The organism is Methylorubrum populi, assembly GCF_002355515.1.
In the GTDB taxonomy this organism is placed as follows: domain Bacteria; phylum Pseudomonadota; class Alphaproteobacteria; order Rhizobiales; family Beijerinckiaceae; genus Methylobacterium; species Methylobacterium populi_A.
In genome coordinates this window covers 759,035-774,372 of sequence record NZ_AP014809.1, presented here as the reverse complement: position 1 = coordinate 774,372, position 15,338 = coordinate 759,035, and the positions used below count along the sequence as shown (strand labels likewise).

The following is a 15,338-nucleotide window of genomic DNA, read 5'->3' as shown; positions in this document are numbered from 1 at the left end:
TCCGAGAGCGTGCCGCAGCGGGCGGGGGGCAGAGCGACTTGCCCTATCGCTCGGGCGCGGAGACGAGGCCGCGCGCCGCTTCCGGCAATCCGTCCTTGCGGGTTGCCGTGGGCGCCGTCGCGAGGACGACCAGGCCGACGAGAATCACGATCGGCAGCGCGACGCTGCCGAAGGCCAGATAGGCGATCCCGAACGCGCCGCAGAGGGCGCCCGCGGCGAAGGCGGCGATGGCCGGCAGCACGCGCAGAAACCGCGCGCGGGTCTGAGCCGGATTTCCGGAGGTTCTCAGGGCGAGATCGGTCGCGTCGATGACGGCTTGGCTCACGCTCACGGTCATCACCGTGGTTGGAGCGAGATGGCCGAGCGAGAGACGGCCGATCGCGTTCTGCACGCCCATGGCCGCGACGGCGAGCATGCCGACGATCAGGGCCGGGGCGCCGTCGGGCGCGACCAGCGGCGACCACAGCGTCCCGCACAGAGCGAAGCCCGCGAGGAGGCCTGCCTCGACGGCAAGCAGCCAGGGCAGCGGATCGCCGTCCCGCCGTTCCAGGAGCAAAGCGAGGATGCGCGCCCCCGCCACCGCACCCACGAAGACCGGCAGCGCCAGGAGTTTCGCCAAGACGCCGCTCGAACTCGCGACCAACTCGGCACCGATGAGAACGAAGTTACCCGTGATGTGCGCCGTGAACAGGCCCGTCAGCGCGATGAAGGCGGCGGCATCGACGAAGCCGGCGACAAAGGCGAGGCCGGTTGCGGCGGACGTGCCGCCACTCTTAATCTGCAGTTTCACGAGATTTTCCCTAAGTCGCAAACGATGAAGGCGGCGCGATGGGCTAATCGTCGAGAGGCGGATCGGTGATGGCCACCGGGTTGCGCGGGTTGGCGTAATATTCAGGCCAACGATTGCAGAGAAACAGGATGATGGTGACGACGAGGACGGTCGCCAGAACGAAGGCGAGCGCCTCCGTCACCTGATGCGCCCACCGGCCGAAGGCCGGGATGGCGACGAAGCCGCCGAGGAAGATCATGGTGATGGCGACGGGTGCGGTCATCGGCGAGGCTTCGCGCTGGGCGGAAGGTTGGGTTCGGCCTCGATCCTACGCCCGCCGGGCTCCAGGCCGATAGGGATATCGGCTATCACGAACCATGATGAGCAACCTGAACCTCGATCAGATCCGCTCCTTCCTGGCCGTCCTCGACAACGGCAGCTTCACCGCCGCCGCGCAGGTGCTGGGCGTGCGGCAATCCACGGTCAGCGGGCATATCGCGCGGCTCGAACAGGCGCTGGACCGCCCCCTCCTCATGCGGGACACGCACCGGGTCGCCGCGACGCCGGACGGCCAAGCCATGATCGGCTTCGCCCGCGACCTGCTGGAGGCGCACGACCGGCTTCGCGCCTTCTTCTCGCCGAGCGGCCTGCGCGGTCGCATCCGCCTCGGCGTCTCCGAGGACTACACCCTGTCTGCCCTGGCCCAGGTCCTCGCCCGTTTCGCCGACCGCCACCCTTCCGTGGACATACAGCTGACGGTCGGGCTCAGCCGGACGCTCTACCAGGGCTACGATGCGGGCGAGCTGGACGTGATCTTCTGCAAGCGCCGCCGCGGCGATCCCCGCGGCGAACTGGTGTGGGCGGAGGAGCTGATCTGGGCAGGGCGCCCCGGTTCTGTCCCCGATCCGGTGCTGCCGGTGCCGCTGATCCTCTATCCGCCGCCCTCGATGACGCGGGCGCTCGCGCTCGATGCGCTCGAAGCGGCGGGGCGCTCCTGGCGAATCGCCTGCACCAGCGGCAGCCTGATGGGGCTGCGCGCCGCCGTCGAAGCAGGTCTGGGCTTCGCGCCGCACTCGGCCAGGGTCATGCCGCCGGGGCTGGCACCGATCCCGAAATCGGCCGGGCTGCCGCCGATCGGCGAGGTCGAGTTCGTGGTGCTCGGCTCAGGCCACCAGCATCCGATCGCGACGGCATTGAAGGAGACGATCCTGGCCAGCACGGCGGAGCTTCGAGCCGTGCCTGAGCCGTGAGCGCGGCCGTCGATCGCCGCGCGGCACCTCCCCGACGCGCCGTCTCACCGCTCCCGCTGCCAAAGGCCCGCGCGCTCGGCCCGGGCCTGATCCTCGGCCTCGATTAGGTCGGACGGCGCATCCTCGCTCACCCGCGCGCCGCCGGCGGTGACGATCAGGGCGGCGAGATCGTCGCCGTCCAGGCGGCAGCGGGCGGAGGCCGGGTCGCCGGAGCAGACGACCTCGCGGCGGCGCAGGTAGCGCGCGAGCTGGCGGGCGAGCGCGCCGCCCTCGCCGACGACGCCGAGCAGATGCACGGTACGCCCGCGGATCGCCAGCGTGCCGGTATCGACCACTTCGGGCACGCCGCGCACCTCGCCGGCGGCGGGCGTCGGCGCGGGAGCCACGGCGTTGGCCGGGACCGGCTCCGCCCGCGCGGCGGAGGGGGCGGGGCGTTTGCGGCCCTTCAGCACCTTCTGCGCCCGCTCCACGAAGTCGTGGAAGACGCGGGCCGGGATGTCGCCGCCGGTCACCTTGTTCATCGGCGCGTTGTCGTCGTTGCCGACCCACACGCCGACGATCATGTCCGGCGTCAGCCCGACGAACCACGCGTCGCGGTAGTCTTGACTGGTGCCGGTCTTGCCGCCGACGGCGAGGCCGTTGATCCGCGCCGCCTTTCCGGTGCCGGATTCGACCACCGCCTGGAGCGAGTCGAGCATCATCGACTGGACCTGCGCATCCATGGCCGCGCCGGGCTTCGGCGCCGGGCGCTGAAAGAGCGGTTGCGGCGTGTTTCCACGGACCGTTCGGACGAGATAGGGCTCCACCGGGACGCCCGAGCCGAGCACCCCGGCATAGGCGCGGGTCATCTCGAGAAGCGTCACGTCCGCCGTGCCGAGGGCGAGGCTCGGCACCTCCGGCAGGTCCGATTGCACGCCGAGACGCCGCGCCTCGGCGGCGATGGCGGCGATCCCGACCTCCTCGCCGAGCTGGGCGGCGATGGTGTTGACCGAGAGTGCGAAGGCCGAGCGCAGCGGCAGCGCGCCGCGGAAGCGGTTGTTGGAGTTCTGCGGCTCCCACTCGCCGATCTGGGTCGGGCGGTCGACGAGCACGCTGTCGGGGAAGTAGCCCCGTCCGTAGGCCGCGAGATAGACGAAGAGCTTGAACAGTGAGCCGGCCTGGCGTTTCGCCTGGGTCGCCCGGTTGAACTGGCTGTCCTCGTAGTCGCGCCCGCCGACCATGGCGAGGATCGCCCCGTCCGGGGCCAGCGCCACCAGCGCCCCCTGGCCGACCTTCTTCTTTCCGCCCTCCGCGTCGAGGCGGCGGGCGAGCACGCCCTCGGCGAGGCTTTGGAGTTCGAGGTTGAGCGTCGAGCGCACGGTGACGTCGCCGGCCGCCTCGGTCAGCCGCTTCACCTCGCCCTGGAGCGCGTCGAGGAAGTAGTTGGTGCCCGGCGGCGTCTCGGGCGGGGTGTGGAGCGTCAGCTTCTCCGCCCGCGCCTTGTCGGCCTCGGTCTGGCTGATCGCGCCGGTCTCGACCATGGCCTGGAGCACGAGATCGGCCCGCTCCTTGGCGCCGCCGAAATTGCGGGTCGGGGCGAGTTGCGAGGGCGCGCGCACGAGGCCGGCCAGCATCGCCGCCTCCGGCAGGGTCAGGCCGGCGGCCCCATGCCCGAAATAGCGCCGCGACGCCGCATCGGCCCCGTAGGCGCCGGCGCCGAAATAGGCGGTGTTGAGATAGCCGGTGAGGATCTCGGGCTTCGTCAGCGTGCTCTCCAGACGCAGCGCCAGGAACGCCTCCTGGATCTTGCGCCTGAGCGTCTTCTCCTGTGTGAGCGAGGTGAGGCGGGCATATTGCTGGGTGAGGGTCGAGCCGCCCTCGCGCACGCCGCCGCCGGTCGCGTTGCGCCACGCGGCGCGGATCAGGCCGCGCAGGTCGATCCCCCAATGGCTGGAGAAGCGCCGGTCCTCGATCGCGACGATCGCCTGGGCGAGCCGGGGCGGCAGCGTCTTCTCGGTCAGCTTCTCGCCCTGGAACGCGCCCCGGGTGGCGAAGGAGCGGCCGTCCTCGGCCTCGACCACGAGGGCGCGCTGGGCGGCCTCCGGCGCCACGCCGCCGAGCGGAGGCAGCGTGGCGAAGGCGGCGAAGACATATCCGGCCAGGATCACCAGCGGCAGGCCGACGAGAGCGGCCCCCGCGATGAGCCAGGTGCGCCGGCGGCGCGACGAGCGGCCGGGGAGGGGGCCGACGCGTCGACCTCGCCCGCCTGATCCGTCGACCGGCGCCGGGTCCGCAGCGGGGGCTGCCGGCGCGGCGTGTGGCCCGGACGGGCGGAGGCGGTCCGCGGCCCGTGACAAGACCGGCGCGGACCCTTTCGCCACGCCCCTGGCCGCTGCGGTCCCGCTGCGCCAGGCGCTGCGTCCGGCACTTCCGGCGAGCCGGCCGAGCTGGCGCGCGAGCAGGCCGGCCGCCCGCGCCGCTTCGCGCGCCGCCGCCCTCGTCTCGGTTCCGTCCTCGTCCGGCCTGTCCGGTCCCTGCGCCGTCATCCCGAACCGTTCGCCGCCCGCCGGAAATCATCCATCGGGCGGACCTTAGCGGAGCGGGGACCGGCAAGGCTACGCGTGCGGAAGTGGAGGATGGCGAACGGGGCCGAGGGGTGGCCCCGGCGACACGCTCGGGCACCGCGTCCATCGCGTGATCCGCCATGCGGCACGGGCCGGTTCTTCCGAGCCCGCGATCCGGAATATGATCCCGGCCGGCTTTCCTGGACACGCGACCTTGATCCGCTCCCCGCTTCATCGACAATCCCCTGCCTGGGTCGCGCTCGCCTGCGGTGCGGTGATCGTGACGATCGCCATGGGCATCCGCCAGGGCTTCGGTCTGTTCATGCGACCGGTCGAGCTGGATCTCGGCGTCGGGCGCGAGAGCTTCGGCTTCGCCATGGCCGTGCAGAATCTGATTTTCGGCCTCGCTCAGCCCTTCGTCGGGGCACTGGTGGACCGCTACGGCCCCGGGCGCGTCGCCGGCGGCGGCGGCCTCCTTTATGCCGTCGGCCTCGCGCTGGCGGCCTCCGTGGCCTCGGCGCTCGGCCTCACCGTCACGCTCGGTTTCCTGGTCGGGCTCGCCATGACCGGCGTCACCTTCGTCGTCGTGCTCGGCGCGGTCGTGCCGCTGATGCCGCCGGGGCGGCGGGGCGCGGCCGCGGGCATCGTCACCGCGGGCGGCTCGGTCGGTCAGTTCCTGCTGGTTCCGGCCACCCAGATCGCGGTGGACGAACTCGGCTGGCGCGGGGCGCTCCTCGCCGCCGCGGGGCTCGCCGCGCTGATGGTGCCACTCGCCCTCGGCATCGCCCGAAAGGTCGCCTTCGGGGCGGTGCGGCCGGCCGCGACGCCCGACGAGATCCCGTTCGGTGCCGCCCTGCGGCTGGCGGCGGCCCATCGCGGCTACTGGCTGCTCAATGCCGGCTTCTTCGTCTGCGGCTTCCACATCGCCTTCGTCTCGACCCACCTGCCGGCCGTCCTGACCGATGCCGGCCTCGACGCAGGCATCGGCGCCCGCGCGCTGGCCTTGATCGGGCTGTTCAACATTCTCGGCTCCTACGCCTTCGGCGTCGCCGCGGACCGGTTGCGCAAGAAATACGTGCTGTCCTGGATCTACTTCGCCCGCGCCGCCGTGATGGGGCTGTTTCTCGTGAGCCCCTTCACCCCGCTCACCGCGACGCTGTTTGCCTGCGCCATCGGCTTTCTCTGGCTCGGCACCGTCCCGTTGACGAGCGGTCTCGTCGGGCAGATCTTCGGCGTGCGCTATCTCTCGACGCTGTTCGGCATCGTCTTCATGAGCCATCAGGTCGGCGCCTTCTTCGGCGCCTGGGGCGCGGGCTTCATCTTCGCCCATACCGGGTCCTACGACGTGGCTTGGAGCCTCTCGATCGGCCTCGCGCTCCTCGCCGGCCTCCTCAATCTGCCGATCCGCGACGTCTCGCTGGCGCCCCGGAACGCGCAGGCGAGTCCGGCATGAGCGGACGGGACGAACTCGTCGTCCTCGCCCTTCTCGGCGCGCTGACGCTGGTCGGCGCGCTGCTCTGGGCCCGGGAGGGGGTGACGCTCTGGCTTCACGCCGCCCTGACGCTATGCCTCTGAGCCGGCGCCCATCTCACCGCGCGATGGCGCGGATGAAATAGACGAGCGCCGTGAAGGCGATGAGGCTCAGGCCGTAGAGGACGACGAACCAGAGGATGCGCCGGGCGCTCAATGATAGCTCGCCGCGTTCGGGTTCTCCTCGATCTTCCCCCGGAAGACCCAGTAGGCATAGGCCGTGTAGGCCAGCGTCAGCGGCATCACCACCGCGTAGCCGACCAGGGCGAATTGCAGGGCCGAGGTCGCGTTGGCCGCCTGCCAGATCGTGAGCTTGGGCGGCACGATGTAGGGGAACAGGCTGATCGCGAGGCCGAGGAAGCCGAGCAGGAACAGGGCGATCGAGAGGAGGAAGGGTGCGACCTCGCGCCCGTCCTCGATCGCCTTCCAGATCCGCCAGCAGACGAAGGCGGTCAGCAGCGGCACGGGGGCCACGAACAGAACGTTCGGCCAGGAGAACCAGCGCCACTGGATGTGCAGTCCCAGGAACGGCACCCAGGCGCTGACGATCGCCATCGAGACGACGGTGCCGATCAGGAACTGCTTGGCCTTGATCCGCGACCAGATCTCCAGTTCGCCCGAGGTCTTCATCACGCACCACGTCGCGCCGAGCAGCCCGTAGCCGCAGACGAGGCCGATGCCGGTCATGACGCTGAAGGGGGTCAGCCAATCGAAGGTGCCGCCGGAGAAGCCCCGTCCTTCGGTCTGGAAACCCTGGACGAAGGCGCCGAGCACCATGCCCTGCGCGAAGGTCGCGACCAGCGAGCCGTAGTGGAACGCGTTGTCCCAGACCACCTGCGAGCGCTCGGCCTTGAAGCGGAACTCGAAGGCGACCCCGCGGAAGATCAGCGCGATCAGCATCAGGATGATCGGCAGGTAGAGTGCCGGAAGCAGGATCGCGTAGGCGACCGAGAACACCGCGAACAGCCCGCCGCCGCCGAGCACGAGCCAGGTCTCGTTGCCGTCCCAGATCGGTGCCACCGAGAGCATCATCCGGTCGCGCCAGTTGCCGGGCCGTGCGGCGGTGAAGAGGATGCCGACCCCGAGGTCGAACCCGTCGATGACGACATACATCGCCACCGCGAGCGCCAGCAGGCCAGCCCAAACCAGCGGCAGCCAGAAGGCCAAGCCCTCGTACTCGCTTCCGAAGCCGAACATCGTCGCTCCTTCCCGGTCGGTGGCGCCCGTCCGTTATAGGAGCGCCGCCTCATCAGGCCAGAACCGCGCTCAGTGTGATGTGGGTCCGCGCCATGACGGCTGGCGGTCGCTGGCCGAGAGGGTGTCGGCGGACGGACGCTGCGGCGCGAGCGGTCCGAGGGCGTGCCCGGTGACGCGCCGGGCGACAGCGTCCGCCCCGGCCCGCACCATCTCCTCCCGGGTCTCGGGCGGCAGCGCGTTCAGGGCGTTCACCAGCGCGCCGATGCCGCCGGTGGTCAGGCTGTCCAACGCGTCGCCCTCGGCGATCCCCGTCGGGAGCCCCAGCGTACTCGCCGCCGTGTTCCCCTTGGCGACCCCTGCCGTGGCGGGACGGGGCGGGGCGGGCGACGACCCGTCCTGGCGCTGGAGCGCGAGGTACGAGAGGGCACCGATCACGAGGGCGGCGCGCAGGAGAAACGACATCGATCCGGTTCCGAGGAGGCGCTGCTTCGCCGGCGCGGCCGGCAGGGAACGATCGCTTGATCCTGCCATCGTCCCGGCACCGCCGGATGAAGCGCGAGAGGCCAAAACGCCGACGTGGTGAACGAAGCCTTTTTCCGGCAATGCGCGCCCTTCGGGCCGCCGGTTTACCCTGTGCCGAGCGCCGCTTCCGCCGTTTCGGGGGGCTGTGAAGAACGGGGATCGGCACTTCGACCGGCCCCTGCAGGGGCCCCCTCACCGCCGCGGTCGGCGGCAAGTGAGCGACCCTTTTCATCCTCGCTTAAACCGGCTCTGCGACGGTTTGCCTGAAGATCGTAACGAGTAGTCGAGGGGCGCGGGACACCCGGGTTTCGGGTCGAGTTTCGCGCTGTGCGTGGTGGTGTTGCGTAAAGACGGTGCCCTTGCCTCCCTCTTCGATGCCCGTCTCGCCGGGCTGGTCCACGCCTCCGTCGTGGCCGAGCCGGGCGTGCGGTTCCGCCACGAGCGCTTCCTGATCTCGCGGCTGGCCACCGGCGTCGTGATGATGGCGGGCCTCCCGCCCTACCTCGTCTGGCGCGGGGTCCCGAGCGGCATCGAGGCGATCGCCATCGCGAGCCTGTTCCTGCCGCTGTTTGCCGCCGTCGTCCTGTCGCGCACCGGCTCGCTGTGGGTCGCGCATGCCCTGTCCTCGCTCGGCCTGACCGGCATCGTCGTCTGCCTCGCCGCGCTGACCGGCGGCGCGAGCTCGGCCGCCGCGATCTGGCTCGTGGCGGTGCCGCTGGAGGCGATGATTTCCGGCTCGCGCCGGGCGACGATCGCGGCCTCCGTCATCGCCGTCCTCGGCGCCTTCGCGATCGCGCTGAGCGGCTACCTGCCCATCGGCAGCCTCGCCCTCGACTGGCCCAACGCCATCGTCATGCCGGTCTTCGCCGTGACCGCCATCGGTCACATCGCGGCGCAGGCCATGGAGCACATGCGCCGCGAAGGCGAGTGGCGCGCGCGCATGCGGGACAATGAGGCCCGCGACCGCCTGCTGCTCTCGGCCATCGACGACCTCGTGACGTGGCACGACGCCAACGGCCGGGTGCTGGAGGCGAGCGGCTCGGCCGCCCGCTTCGTCGGCGCCGAGGCGAGCCGCCTGCGCGGCCACGGCCTGCTCGACCGGGTGCATATCGGCGACCGTCCGGCGCTGCTCCAGGCAATCAGCGATGTCGCCGCCCACGGCGCGCCGGCGACCGTGCCCTTCCGCCTGCACCTCGACGCGCCCCGCGCCGACGGCAGCCGCACCATCTTCGCCGAGATGCGCGCCCACCGGATCGAGGCGGGGCTGGCCGGCGCCAACGGCTCGACCGTCGTCGCCGTGACCCGCGACGTGTCCGAGCACCGCCGCCACGCGCAGGAGCTCGACCGCGCCCGCGCCGAGGCCGAGCGCGCCGACGAGGTGAAGACCCACTTCCTCGCCACCGTCAGCCACGAGTTGCGCACGCCCCTCAACGCCATCATCGGCTTCTCGGACGTGCTGGGCGGGGAGGGCGCGGTGAGCCTCTCGCCGGAGCGCTCGCGCGAATATGCCGGGATCATCGCCCAGTCCGGGCGTCACCTGCTCGACGTGGTCAACACGCTGCTCGACATCTCGCGCATCCGCGGCGGGCATTTCGACTTCCAGCCCGAGCCGGTCGATGTCGAAGCGCTGCTGCGAAGCTGCTGCGACCTGATGCGGCTCAAGGCCGATGCCTCGGGCATCACCCTGGTGAGCGCCCCCGTGCCCGCCGGCTGCGCCCTCGTGGCCGATGCCCGCGCCTGCCGCCAGATGCTGATCAACCTGATCTCGAACGCGGTGAAGTTCACGCCGCGCGGCGGGCGGGTCGAGGTGATGGTGCGCCGGGGCGGGGCCTATCTCGACCTCGTGGTGAGCGACAACGGCATCGGCATCACCGAGGCCGACCTGCCGCGGCTCGGCGACCCCTTCTTCCAGGTCGGCGGCGGCTACGGCCGGAGCCACGAGGGCACCGGGCTCGGCCTCTCCGTGGTGCGCGGCCTCGCCGGGCTGCATGGCGGCGCCGTCTCGGTCGAGAGCGCCCCCGGCAAGGGCACGGCCGTCACCGTGACGCTGCCGCTCGATTGCAGCCGCGCCAAGGCCGCCGCGGCGACCGCCGGCAAGGCGGCTTCCGGTGGCGCGAAGATCGTCCCGGCGCAGAACCAGCCGGCGCCGATCCGCACCTCGGTGCGGGGCGCGGCGGTATCGGAGCCGGTGCCCGAGCCGATCCGCCTGCCGGTCGGCCTGTTCGACCCCGCTCCGCCTTCGGCGGACGCCCCGATGCGCCGCGCCGGATGAGCCGCTCGCGCGACGCCCGGCAGAACCCTCGGGCACGGATCCGGACATTCGATCCGGAATCCTGCTCGAGATTCCCGTTTCTGCATCGTCCGCTTGCAAAAGCGCGAAGCCCGCTTTCGGGACGATGCTGTGAAGGAGCGAAATGATGCGCGAGCCGCCCGCCCGACGGGATCAGCGCGAGATCGTCGTCCCCGGTGACATGCGGGTCGGACGAAGCCCGGCCAAGTCGCCGCGCCGCAAGCCGGCTCCGCGCGGACCCGCGGCCTCCGGCTGGCAGGCCTCCGTCCTGACTGCGGCGAACGGGGCCGGACGGTTCTGCCTGCGCTATCCCGGCGGCGTGTTCGGAACGCTGCTCGGCGCCGGGGCGGCGATCTATGTCTGCGTCAACGCCATGGGCCTCCAGGCCGGGCCGCATCCGGCGCCGATCCTGCCGACCGTCGAGCCGAAGCCGGTGGCGGGAAAGCCTGCGCCGCAGCCGGTGCGGGAGGTTCGCGCGGTGGAGACGCCGAAGCCCGCGCCTGCGCGGGAGGTGCCGGCAGCGCCCCGTGACGCGATCGCCGACATGATCCGTTCCGGCGAGACGACGGCCTCGGTCACCCCGAGGGCGGAGCGCAGGCCCGAGCCGAAGCCGGCCGCGAAGGAGAAGGCCGAGGTGGCGAAGACGGAGACCGCCAAGCCCGAGACCGCCAAGCCCGATCCCGCCGTGATCCGTGTCCAGCGCGCGCTGACCAAGCTCGGCTACGGCCCGCTCAAGGATGACGGCCTGATGGGGCCCGGCACGAAGGCGGCGATCGAGAAGTTCGAGCGCGACCGCAAGCTGCCGGTGAAGGGCGAGGCCGCCGGACCGACCCTGCGCGCCCTGACCCGCGAGATGACCGCCAAGGCGAGCGGCTGACCTCATCCGCCGGTCTTGCGGATGGCCTGCCGCCCTCGCCATCGGCGCGGCGTGCGCCTATGAACCGGGCATGCCACGCCTCCGCTCGGATTTCTGGGTCTCCGCGCAGCTGCGCCGCCTCAACGGCGAGGGCATCCCCGCGGTGCAGCGCCGCCGCGGCGCGGCGGAAGCGGGGGCGATCTTCGTCAAGGTCGACCGGCTCGACGGCACCGCCGACCTCTACGGCCCGGCCCCCCAGGCGCTGATCGAGGCGGAGGATCCGGGCGACCGCCTGTTCACGGCGATCCTTGCCGCCGCGCCGTCGCCGGATGTGGAGGAGCGGATCGCCCGTGAGATTCGCTTCGATTCCGATCTCTGGATCGTCGAGATCGACGACCGCGAGGGCCGGCACGGCCTACCGCTCGTGGAGTAGCGTCTCGCCCGAGGCGCGTCAGCTCGTGCGGCGCAGGCGCGTCGGGAGAATGGTGCGCAAGCCTCCGCGCTCGGCCGCGGCCGGGGCGGGACGCCGGGCCTCGGGGCCGTGCAGCGGCTGGTGCTCGCCGCCCGCGCGCTCCATCACCGGCACGCCGAGGATCGCGCAGAGAAGGTCGCGGGCGGTGGCCCGGCTCGTTTCGCGGAACAGCGTGACGAGGGCGAACACCCGATCGACCGAGCGCGCCACGCTGTCGTTGAGCGTGAGGAAGACGAAGACCGCCTCGCCCTCGCGCAGATCCGCCGCCCGCAGGGCGAGCGTCAGCAGGTCGTAGCGGGCGGCCGGATCGATGGCGGCGCTGAGATAGTTCGGCGGCAGGCCGAGCCCGTTCCCGAGCGCGGTGACGAAGGCCTGCACGTCGCGGGCGTGGGAATGCTCGACGAGGCTCGTCGCCAGCGTCCTGGGCGTCGACGGGCAGGGGCGCAGGGCCGCGGTCGCCTCGACCGCCTCGGCGATGGCGCGGCGCTGCTCCGGCTCCGCGAAGAGCCAGAGGGGCGCAAGGTCGGCGGGCGGAATGTCGGGCCGGCCGAGCAGGGTGTGGGCGAGGGCCGCATCGGTGCGGGCGCGGGCGACGAGGCGCTCCAGGGTTCGGGTGCCGATCAGCGCGCCGGGATTTGCCGCGATCGCCCGGTCGGCTTCGGCCTCCGTCCCCGGCTCGCGGGGCGGGGCCAGGGGAAATCCGCGCGCTTCCAGCGCGGCGCGGACGCCGGCCGGCACGTCGGGGCAGCCGTCGAGCTTCTCGGCGACGATGCGCAGCGTGTCCGCGTCCACCGTCGGGATCAGGCCCGCCGCGAGGGACTCAAAGGCCTGGAGGATCGCCCGGTCATGGACCGGAGCCGTCAGGAACAGGTCGGTCTGCACCCGAAGGATCACGGGCTTCAGGTCGAGCGCGGGATCGCGCGAGAGCTCGATGAGGCCGGACAGGTCCGGCGCTTCGGCGACCGATGAGGACATGGCACTCGATTACGCAGAACTTACTCTGCGGTGAGTCAAACAGTTCTGCGTGAATCGACCTTTAAGACCGGCGCACGGCGACTGTCCCGCGCCGACTGTCCGGCGGCCGGATCAGGCGAGCCCGAGACGGTCCACGACATCCGCCACCCGGATCCGGAGGGTTTCCGGGAGCGGCAGGATCGGCCGGGGCGGATCAGCTCGGCACAGGCCGAGATGGTCGACCGCCGCGTAGACGACCCGGAGGCTGGTGAACTCCCTGAAGAGGTCCCAGAGCGGCTGCATCCGCGCGTTGAGCGCCCGCGCCCGCGCGGCGTCCCCGGCCTGCGCGGCCCGCAGGATCGCGAGGCAGGGTTCCGGGAACAGTCCGGCCGCAACGCTGTACCAAGCCTCGCCGCCGGCGAGCAGCGCCTCCGCTGCGTTCCAGTCACCGCTATAGCCGAGCCGGAAATCGGCGGGCACCGCCCGGCGCAGGGCGTCGAGATGGCCGGCCACCGCGTCGGGGTCCGGGGCCGGGCTCTTGAGCGCATGGATACCGGACACCTGTGCCAGCCGCCCGACCAATGAGGGCGTGAACCGGAAATGCGTGGTGCCGGGATTGTCGTAGATGCAGATCGGCAGCCTGCTGCCCGCCGCCACCGCGGAGACGTGCTCGAACACCTCGTCGTCGGTCAGCGGCGTGTAGGACATCGCGGCCAGGAGTCCCGCTGCGGCGCCCGCCGCCCGCGCATCTTGCGCCAGGGCGACCGCCTCGTCCGTGCGCAGAGCCCCGATGCCGACGATGACCGGTACACGACCGCCGGCTTCGTCCAGGGCGGCCTCGACGGCACGGCGGCGCTCGTCGCGGGACAGGTAGGCGTAGGTGCCGGTGCTGCCGAGAAGTCCGATCGAATCCACGCCCGCGTTCACGAGCCGAGCGATCAGCGCGCGCAGGGCCGCCGGATCGACGCGGCCGTCGGGCGAGGCGGGGGTGATGGGAAAGGCGGACAGGCCGGTGAAGGGGGACATGGCCGCAGCAAAGTGCGCGGGGACTTGATGGCGGTCAACGCGCATCGGATGCGGGCCGAGGCGTTCGGGCCGATCCGTCACCGCGAGCGGAGCGAAGCCGTTCAGCGCGCGCTTTCCAGGGAGGTCGCGCCCTAAATTGCTCTGGCTCCGCCTCGCGACGACCGAATGCGACTACGAGCGCACCTCGCGTTTGGCGACGAAGTTCAGTTCGTCCACCAGCACGTCCTTGACCACGTCGGAACCGAGGCGCTCGTTCACCTTGGCGCGGATCTGGGCGAGGCGGCCGTTGATGTCGTAGCGGGCGAGCTTGCGGAAATCGATCGTGGTGTCGCCGTAGATCTGGCGGAAGGCCTCGTCGACCACGAAGGCGTTGGGGGCCACCGGCAGCGTGTGCATCAGCTTGGCATCCGCCGTGAAGACCAGCACGGCGATGACGTAGCCCTGCACCTTGCCCTCGGCGACCATCGGAATGTTGATGGGCGCGAGCTTCTGGTATTGCAGCCCCTCGAGATAGGGCTCGGTCGACTTCGAGAAGAAGCCGCCGCCGAAGGTCACCGCCGCGTAGCAGGAGGCGATGGTGACGGCGCAGATCCACAGGCCGGAGAACAGGACGCGCATCGCTCAGTCGCGCCCCGACGGCGCGGACACGCGCGCGGAATAGGTGCCGTCGGATTCCGCCGCCTGGAGGCTGGCCTGGAGCGTCGCGCCGACCTCCTCCACAGCCCGCAGGTGCAAGGCGACCGCCTCTTGGTTGCGCACCAGCTTTTCGCGCAGGCGCGCCAGCACGATGCCGGTCTCGGCGTCGAGGGCCGCGACATCGACGGCGCGGGCGAGACGGGTGAGCTCCAGGAGGCTCCGGCTCTTGGCCCGGTTGACCGCATCGAGATCGAGGGGAGCGTTGGCGGCGAGCGCCTCGGTCTCGGCCTCCACGGTCGCTTCGAGGCGTTTGAGGGATTCGAGCAGCATCCGCGGTCAGACCTTGCCCGCGACGCCGGTGCCCGTGGGGGGCGCCGTCGTACCGGTGGGATGGGACGCGTTGAGCATGCGGGCGATGCCGATGCCGCCGGTCTTGGCGATCTGCTGCCCGATCTGCTCGGAGAGCATCGACTTCCAGATGCCGCCGGCATTGCCCTTGCCGAACACGGTCTCGGCCTTGGGCAGCATCGCCTCGACGAATTGCTGGATCACCTGCCCCTCGAACTTCCGGTAGGGGTCCGCGGCGGCGTTGCGGGCGGTGTCGTTCTTCAGGCCCGTGAGCGCCCCGTGGACGTCGAGCGGCAGGTGCGTGCTCAGGCCCGCCTCGCGCGCCGCCTCGTCGGCGGCGCTGGCGAAGGCGGCCGGGTCACCGGGCTGCGACAGCTTGGCCGCCGCTTCCTGATAGCGGGCCGGATCGGCGGCGCGGGCCACATCCATGACGATGTCGGAAGGGGGGGAGATGCTCATCGCGCCATCGAACCTGACGCGGCGCGTATCGGGGGCGCCGCTGACAATCGGGGAAACCCTAGCCCTGCTGGCTTACGGGAGGCTTGCGTCGCGGCGTTGCGCCAAGCCGTCGAGGCGCTCCATCGCCTCGACCCGCTCGCGCTCCCGGTCGAGCAGCGTCTCGATCCGCTCGGCATTGAGTTCCGCGCGCTTCTGCGCGAGACCCTGCTCGCGCACCTCGTCGCTCTGGGAGGCGGCGATCCGTTCGAGTTCGGTCGCCCGCGCGGCGAGCCCGCGCAGGCGGCGCGTGGCGGCCTCCAGGAACAGGTGCCCGTGGGCGGAAGCGCCGACGGCCGCCAGCAGGGCGGCGCGATCGGCCTCGACGGCCTCGGCGTCGCGCCGGGTCTGGGCGAGTTGCCATTCGGCGGCCCTGCGCATCTGCTCCTGCACGGCGGTGAGGCGCTCGGCGCGCTTCAGGCGCTTGGCGATGTCGGCGGCGGACATGCG

17 protein-coding genes are annotated in these 15,338 nt (G+C 71.6%); 6 read left to right on the top strand and 11 right to left on the bottom strand.

Features of this window, described 5'->3' with window-relative positions; genetic code table 11:
* Nucleotides 1-43: 43 nt before the first annotated feature.
* Nucleotides 44-790 (bottom strand): YoaK family protein, encoded by a 747-nt coding sequence (locus MPPM_RS03535; protein ID WP_096483874.1) that lies wholly within the window; start codon nucleotides 788-790, stop codon nucleotides 44-46.
* A 43-nt stretch (nucleotides 791-833) separates the two neighbouring features.
* Nucleotides 834-1,052 carry a hypothetical protein gene (locus tag MPPM_RS03530; RefSeq protein WP_096483873.1) on the bottom strand — a complete coding sequence of 73 codons (219 nt, stop codon included), beginning with the start codon at nucleotides 1,050-1,052 and terminating at the stop codon, nucleotides 834-836.
* A 97-nt stretch (nucleotides 1,053-1,149) separates the two neighbouring features.
* Between MPPM_RS03530 and MPPM_RS03525 the strand changes: the two genes are divergently transcribed.
* Nucleotides 1,150-2,019, top strand: a complete 870-nt coding sequence (locus MPPM_RS03525) for a LysR family transcriptional regulator (RefSeq protein WP_096487699.1) — start codon at nucleotides 1,150-1,152, stop codon at nucleotides 2,017-2,019.
* A 44-nt stretch (nucleotides 2,020-2,063) separates the two neighbouring features.
* On the opposite strand, the gene MPPM_RS03520 is transcribed toward MPPM_RS03525, so the two are convergent.
* Nucleotides 2,064-4,544 (bottom strand): PBP1A family penicillin-binding protein, encoded by a 2,481-nt coding sequence (locus MPPM_RS03520; RefSeq protein WP_096483872.1) that lies wholly within the window; start codon nucleotides 4,542-4,544, stop codon nucleotides 2,064-2,066.
* A gap of 232 nt (nucleotides 4,545-4,776) precedes the next feature.
* Between MPPM_RS03520 and MPPM_RS03515 the strand changes: the two genes are divergently transcribed.
* Nucleotides 4,777-6,015 (top strand): MFS transporter, encoded by a 1,239-nt coding sequence (locus MPPM_RS03515; protein ID WP_244573459.1) that lies wholly within the window; start codon nucleotides 4,777-4,779, stop codon nucleotides 6,013-6,015.
* On the top strand, nucleotides 6,012-6,137 hold the full coding sequence (locus MPPM_RS29155; protein WP_017487422.1) for a hypothetical protein: 126 nt from the start codon (nucleotides 6,012-6,014) through the stop codon (nucleotides 6,135-6,137). The genes MPPM_RS03515 and MPPM_RS29155 overlap by 4 nt, the downstream gene beginning before the upstream one ends.
* 108 nt (nucleotides 6,138-6,245) lie before the next feature.
* Here MPPM_RS29155 and cydB read toward each other — a convergent pair whose 3' ends face one another.
* Together cydB and MPPM_RS03505 are read right to left on the bottom strand one after the other, a co-directional pair.
* Nucleotides 6,246-7,289 carry a cytochrome d ubiquinol oxidase subunit II gene (gene cydB, locus MPPM_RS03510; RefSeq protein WP_096483871.1) on the bottom strand — a complete coding sequence of 348 codons (1,044 nt, stop codon included), beginning with the start codon at nucleotides 7,287-7,289 and terminating at the stop codon, nucleotides 6,246-6,248.
* A gap of 69 nt (nucleotides 7,290-7,358) precedes the next feature.
* On the bottom strand, nucleotides 7,359-7,751 hold the full coding sequence (locus MPPM_RS03505; protein WP_096483870.1) for a hypothetical protein: 393 nt from the start codon (nucleotides 7,749-7,751) through the stop codon (nucleotides 7,359-7,361).
* 391 nt (nucleotides 7,752-8,142) lie between these two features.
* On the opposite strand from MPPM_RS03505, the gene MPPM_RS03500 reads away from it, so the two are divergent.
* From MPPM_RS03500 to MPPM_RS03490, 3 genes are all read left to right on the top strand, one after another.
* Nucleotides 8,143-10,083, top strand: a complete 1,941-nt coding sequence (locus MPPM_RS03500; protein WP_096483869.1) for a sensor histidine kinase — start codon at nucleotides 8,143-8,145, stop codon at nucleotides 10,081-10,083.
* A gap of 145 nt (nucleotides 10,084-10,228) precedes the next feature.
* Entirely contained in the window at nucleotides 10,229-10,978 is a 750-nt protein-coding gene (locus MPPM_RS03495) for a peptidoglycan-binding domain-containing protein (protein ID WP_096487697.1), read from the top strand.
* A 70-nt stretch (nucleotides 10,979-11,048) separates the two neighbouring features.
* Nucleotides 11,049-11,390 carry a DUF1491 family protein gene (locus MPPM_RS03490; RefSeq protein WP_096483868.1) on the top strand — a complete coding sequence of 114 codons (342 nt, stop codon included), beginning with the start codon at nucleotides 11,049-11,051 and terminating at the stop codon, nucleotides 11,388-11,390.
* Nucleotides 11,391-11,408: 18 nt separating this feature from the next.
* On the opposite strand, the gene MPPM_RS03485 is transcribed toward MPPM_RS03490, so the two are convergent.
* The 6 genes from MPPM_RS03485 to MPPM_RS03460 form a co-directional block, all read right to left on the bottom strand.
* Nucleotides 11,409-12,404, bottom strand: a complete 996-nt coding sequence (locus MPPM_RS03485) for a DUF2336 domain-containing protein (protein ID WP_096483867.1) — start codon at nucleotides 12,402-12,404, stop codon at nucleotides 11,409-11,411.
* A gap of 111 nt (nucleotides 12,405-12,515) precedes the next feature.
* Entirely contained in the window at nucleotides 12,516-13,409 is an 894-nt protein-coding gene (locus MPPM_RS03480; RefSeq protein ID WP_096483866.1) for a dihydrodipicolinate synthase family protein, read from the bottom strand.
* 171 nt (nucleotides 13,410-13,580) lie between these two features.
* Nucleotides 13,581-14,027: a hypothetical protein gene (locus MPPM_RS03475; RefSeq protein ID WP_017487413.1), complete on the bottom strand. Its 447-nt coding sequence runs from the start codon at nucleotides 14,025-14,027 to the stop codon at nucleotides 13,581-13,583.
* A gap of 3 nt (nucleotides 14,028-14,030) precedes the next feature.
* A complete protein-coding gene (locus MPPM_RS03470) occupies nucleotides 14,031-14,375 on the bottom strand; it encodes a flagellar protein FlgN (protein ID WP_096483865.1) in 345 nt (114 codons plus the stop codon).
* Between the two features lie 6 nt (nucleotides 14,376-14,381).
* Complete coding sequence (locus tag MPPM_RS03465) at nucleotides 14,382-14,852, bottom strand: rod-binding protein (protein WP_096483864.1); 471 nt, start codon at nucleotides 14,850-14,852, stop codon at nucleotides 14,382-14,384.
* A gap of 72 nt (nucleotides 14,853-14,924) precedes the next feature.
* Entirely contained in the window at nucleotides 14,925-15,335 is a 411-nt protein-coding gene (locus MPPM_RS03460; RefSeq protein ID WP_096483863.1) for a hypothetical protein, read from the bottom strand.
* Nucleotides 15,336-15,338: the final 3 nt, after the last annotated feature.

Bases quoted from the DNA above. Each gene is read 5' to 3' on its own strand.
- MPPM_RS03460 (WP_096483863.1), bottom strand. From the start codon at position 15,335: ATGTCCGCCGCCGACATCGCCAAGCGCCTGAAGCGCGCCGAGCGCCTC.
- MPPM_RS03505 (WP_096483870.1), bottom strand. From the start codon at position 7,751: ATGTCGTTTCTCCTGCGCGCCGCCCTCGTGATCGGTGCCCTCTCGTAC.
- MPPM_RS29155 (WP_017487422.1), top strand. From the start codon at position 6,012: ATGAGCGGACGGGACGAACTCGTCGTCCTCGCCCTTCTCGGCGCGCTG.
- MPPM_RS03475 (WP_017487413.1), bottom strand. From the start codon at position 14,027: ATGCGCGTCCTGTTCTCCGGCCTGTGGATCTGCGCCGTCACCATCGCC.
- MPPM_RS03495 (WP_096487697.1), top strand. From the start codon at position 10,229: ATGCGCGAGCCGCCCGCCCGACGGGATCAGCGCGAGATCGTCGTCCCC.
- MPPM_RS03480 (WP_096483866.1), bottom strand. From the start codon at position 13,409: ATGTCCCCCTTCACCGGCCTGTCCGCCTTTCCCATCACCCCCGCCTCG.
- MPPM_RS03530 (WP_096483873.1), bottom strand. From the start codon at position 1,052: ATGACCGCACCCGTCGCCATCACCATGATCTTCCTCGGCGGCTTCGTC.
- MPPM_RS03485 (WP_096483867.1), bottom strand. From the start codon at position 12,404: ATGTCCTCATCGGTCGCCGAAGCGCCGGACCTGTCCGGCCTCATCGAG.
- MPPM_RS03465 (WP_096483864.1), bottom strand. From the start codon at position 14,852: ATGAGCATCTCCCCCCCTTCCGACATCGTCATGGATGTGGCCCGCGCC.
- cydB (WP_096483871.1), bottom strand. From the start codon at position 7,289: ATGTTCGGCTTCGGAAGCGAGTACGAGGGCTTGGCCTTCTGGCTGCCG.
- MPPM_RS03520 (WP_096483872.1), bottom strand. From the start codon at position 4,544: ATGACGGCGCAGGGACCGGACAGGCCGGACGAGGACGGAACCGAGACG.
- MPPM_RS03525 (WP_096487699.1), top strand. From the start codon at position 1,150: ATGAGCAACCTGAACCTCGATCAGATCCGCTCCTTCCTGGCCGTCCTC.
- MPPM_RS03470 (WP_096483865.1), bottom strand. From the start codon at position 14,375: ATGCTGCTCGAATCCCTCAAACGCCTCGAAGCGACCGTGGAGGCCGAG.
- MPPM_RS03490 (WP_096483868.1), top strand. From the start codon at position 11,049: ATGCCACGCCTCCGCTCGGATTTCTGGGTCTCCGCGCAGCTGCGCCGC.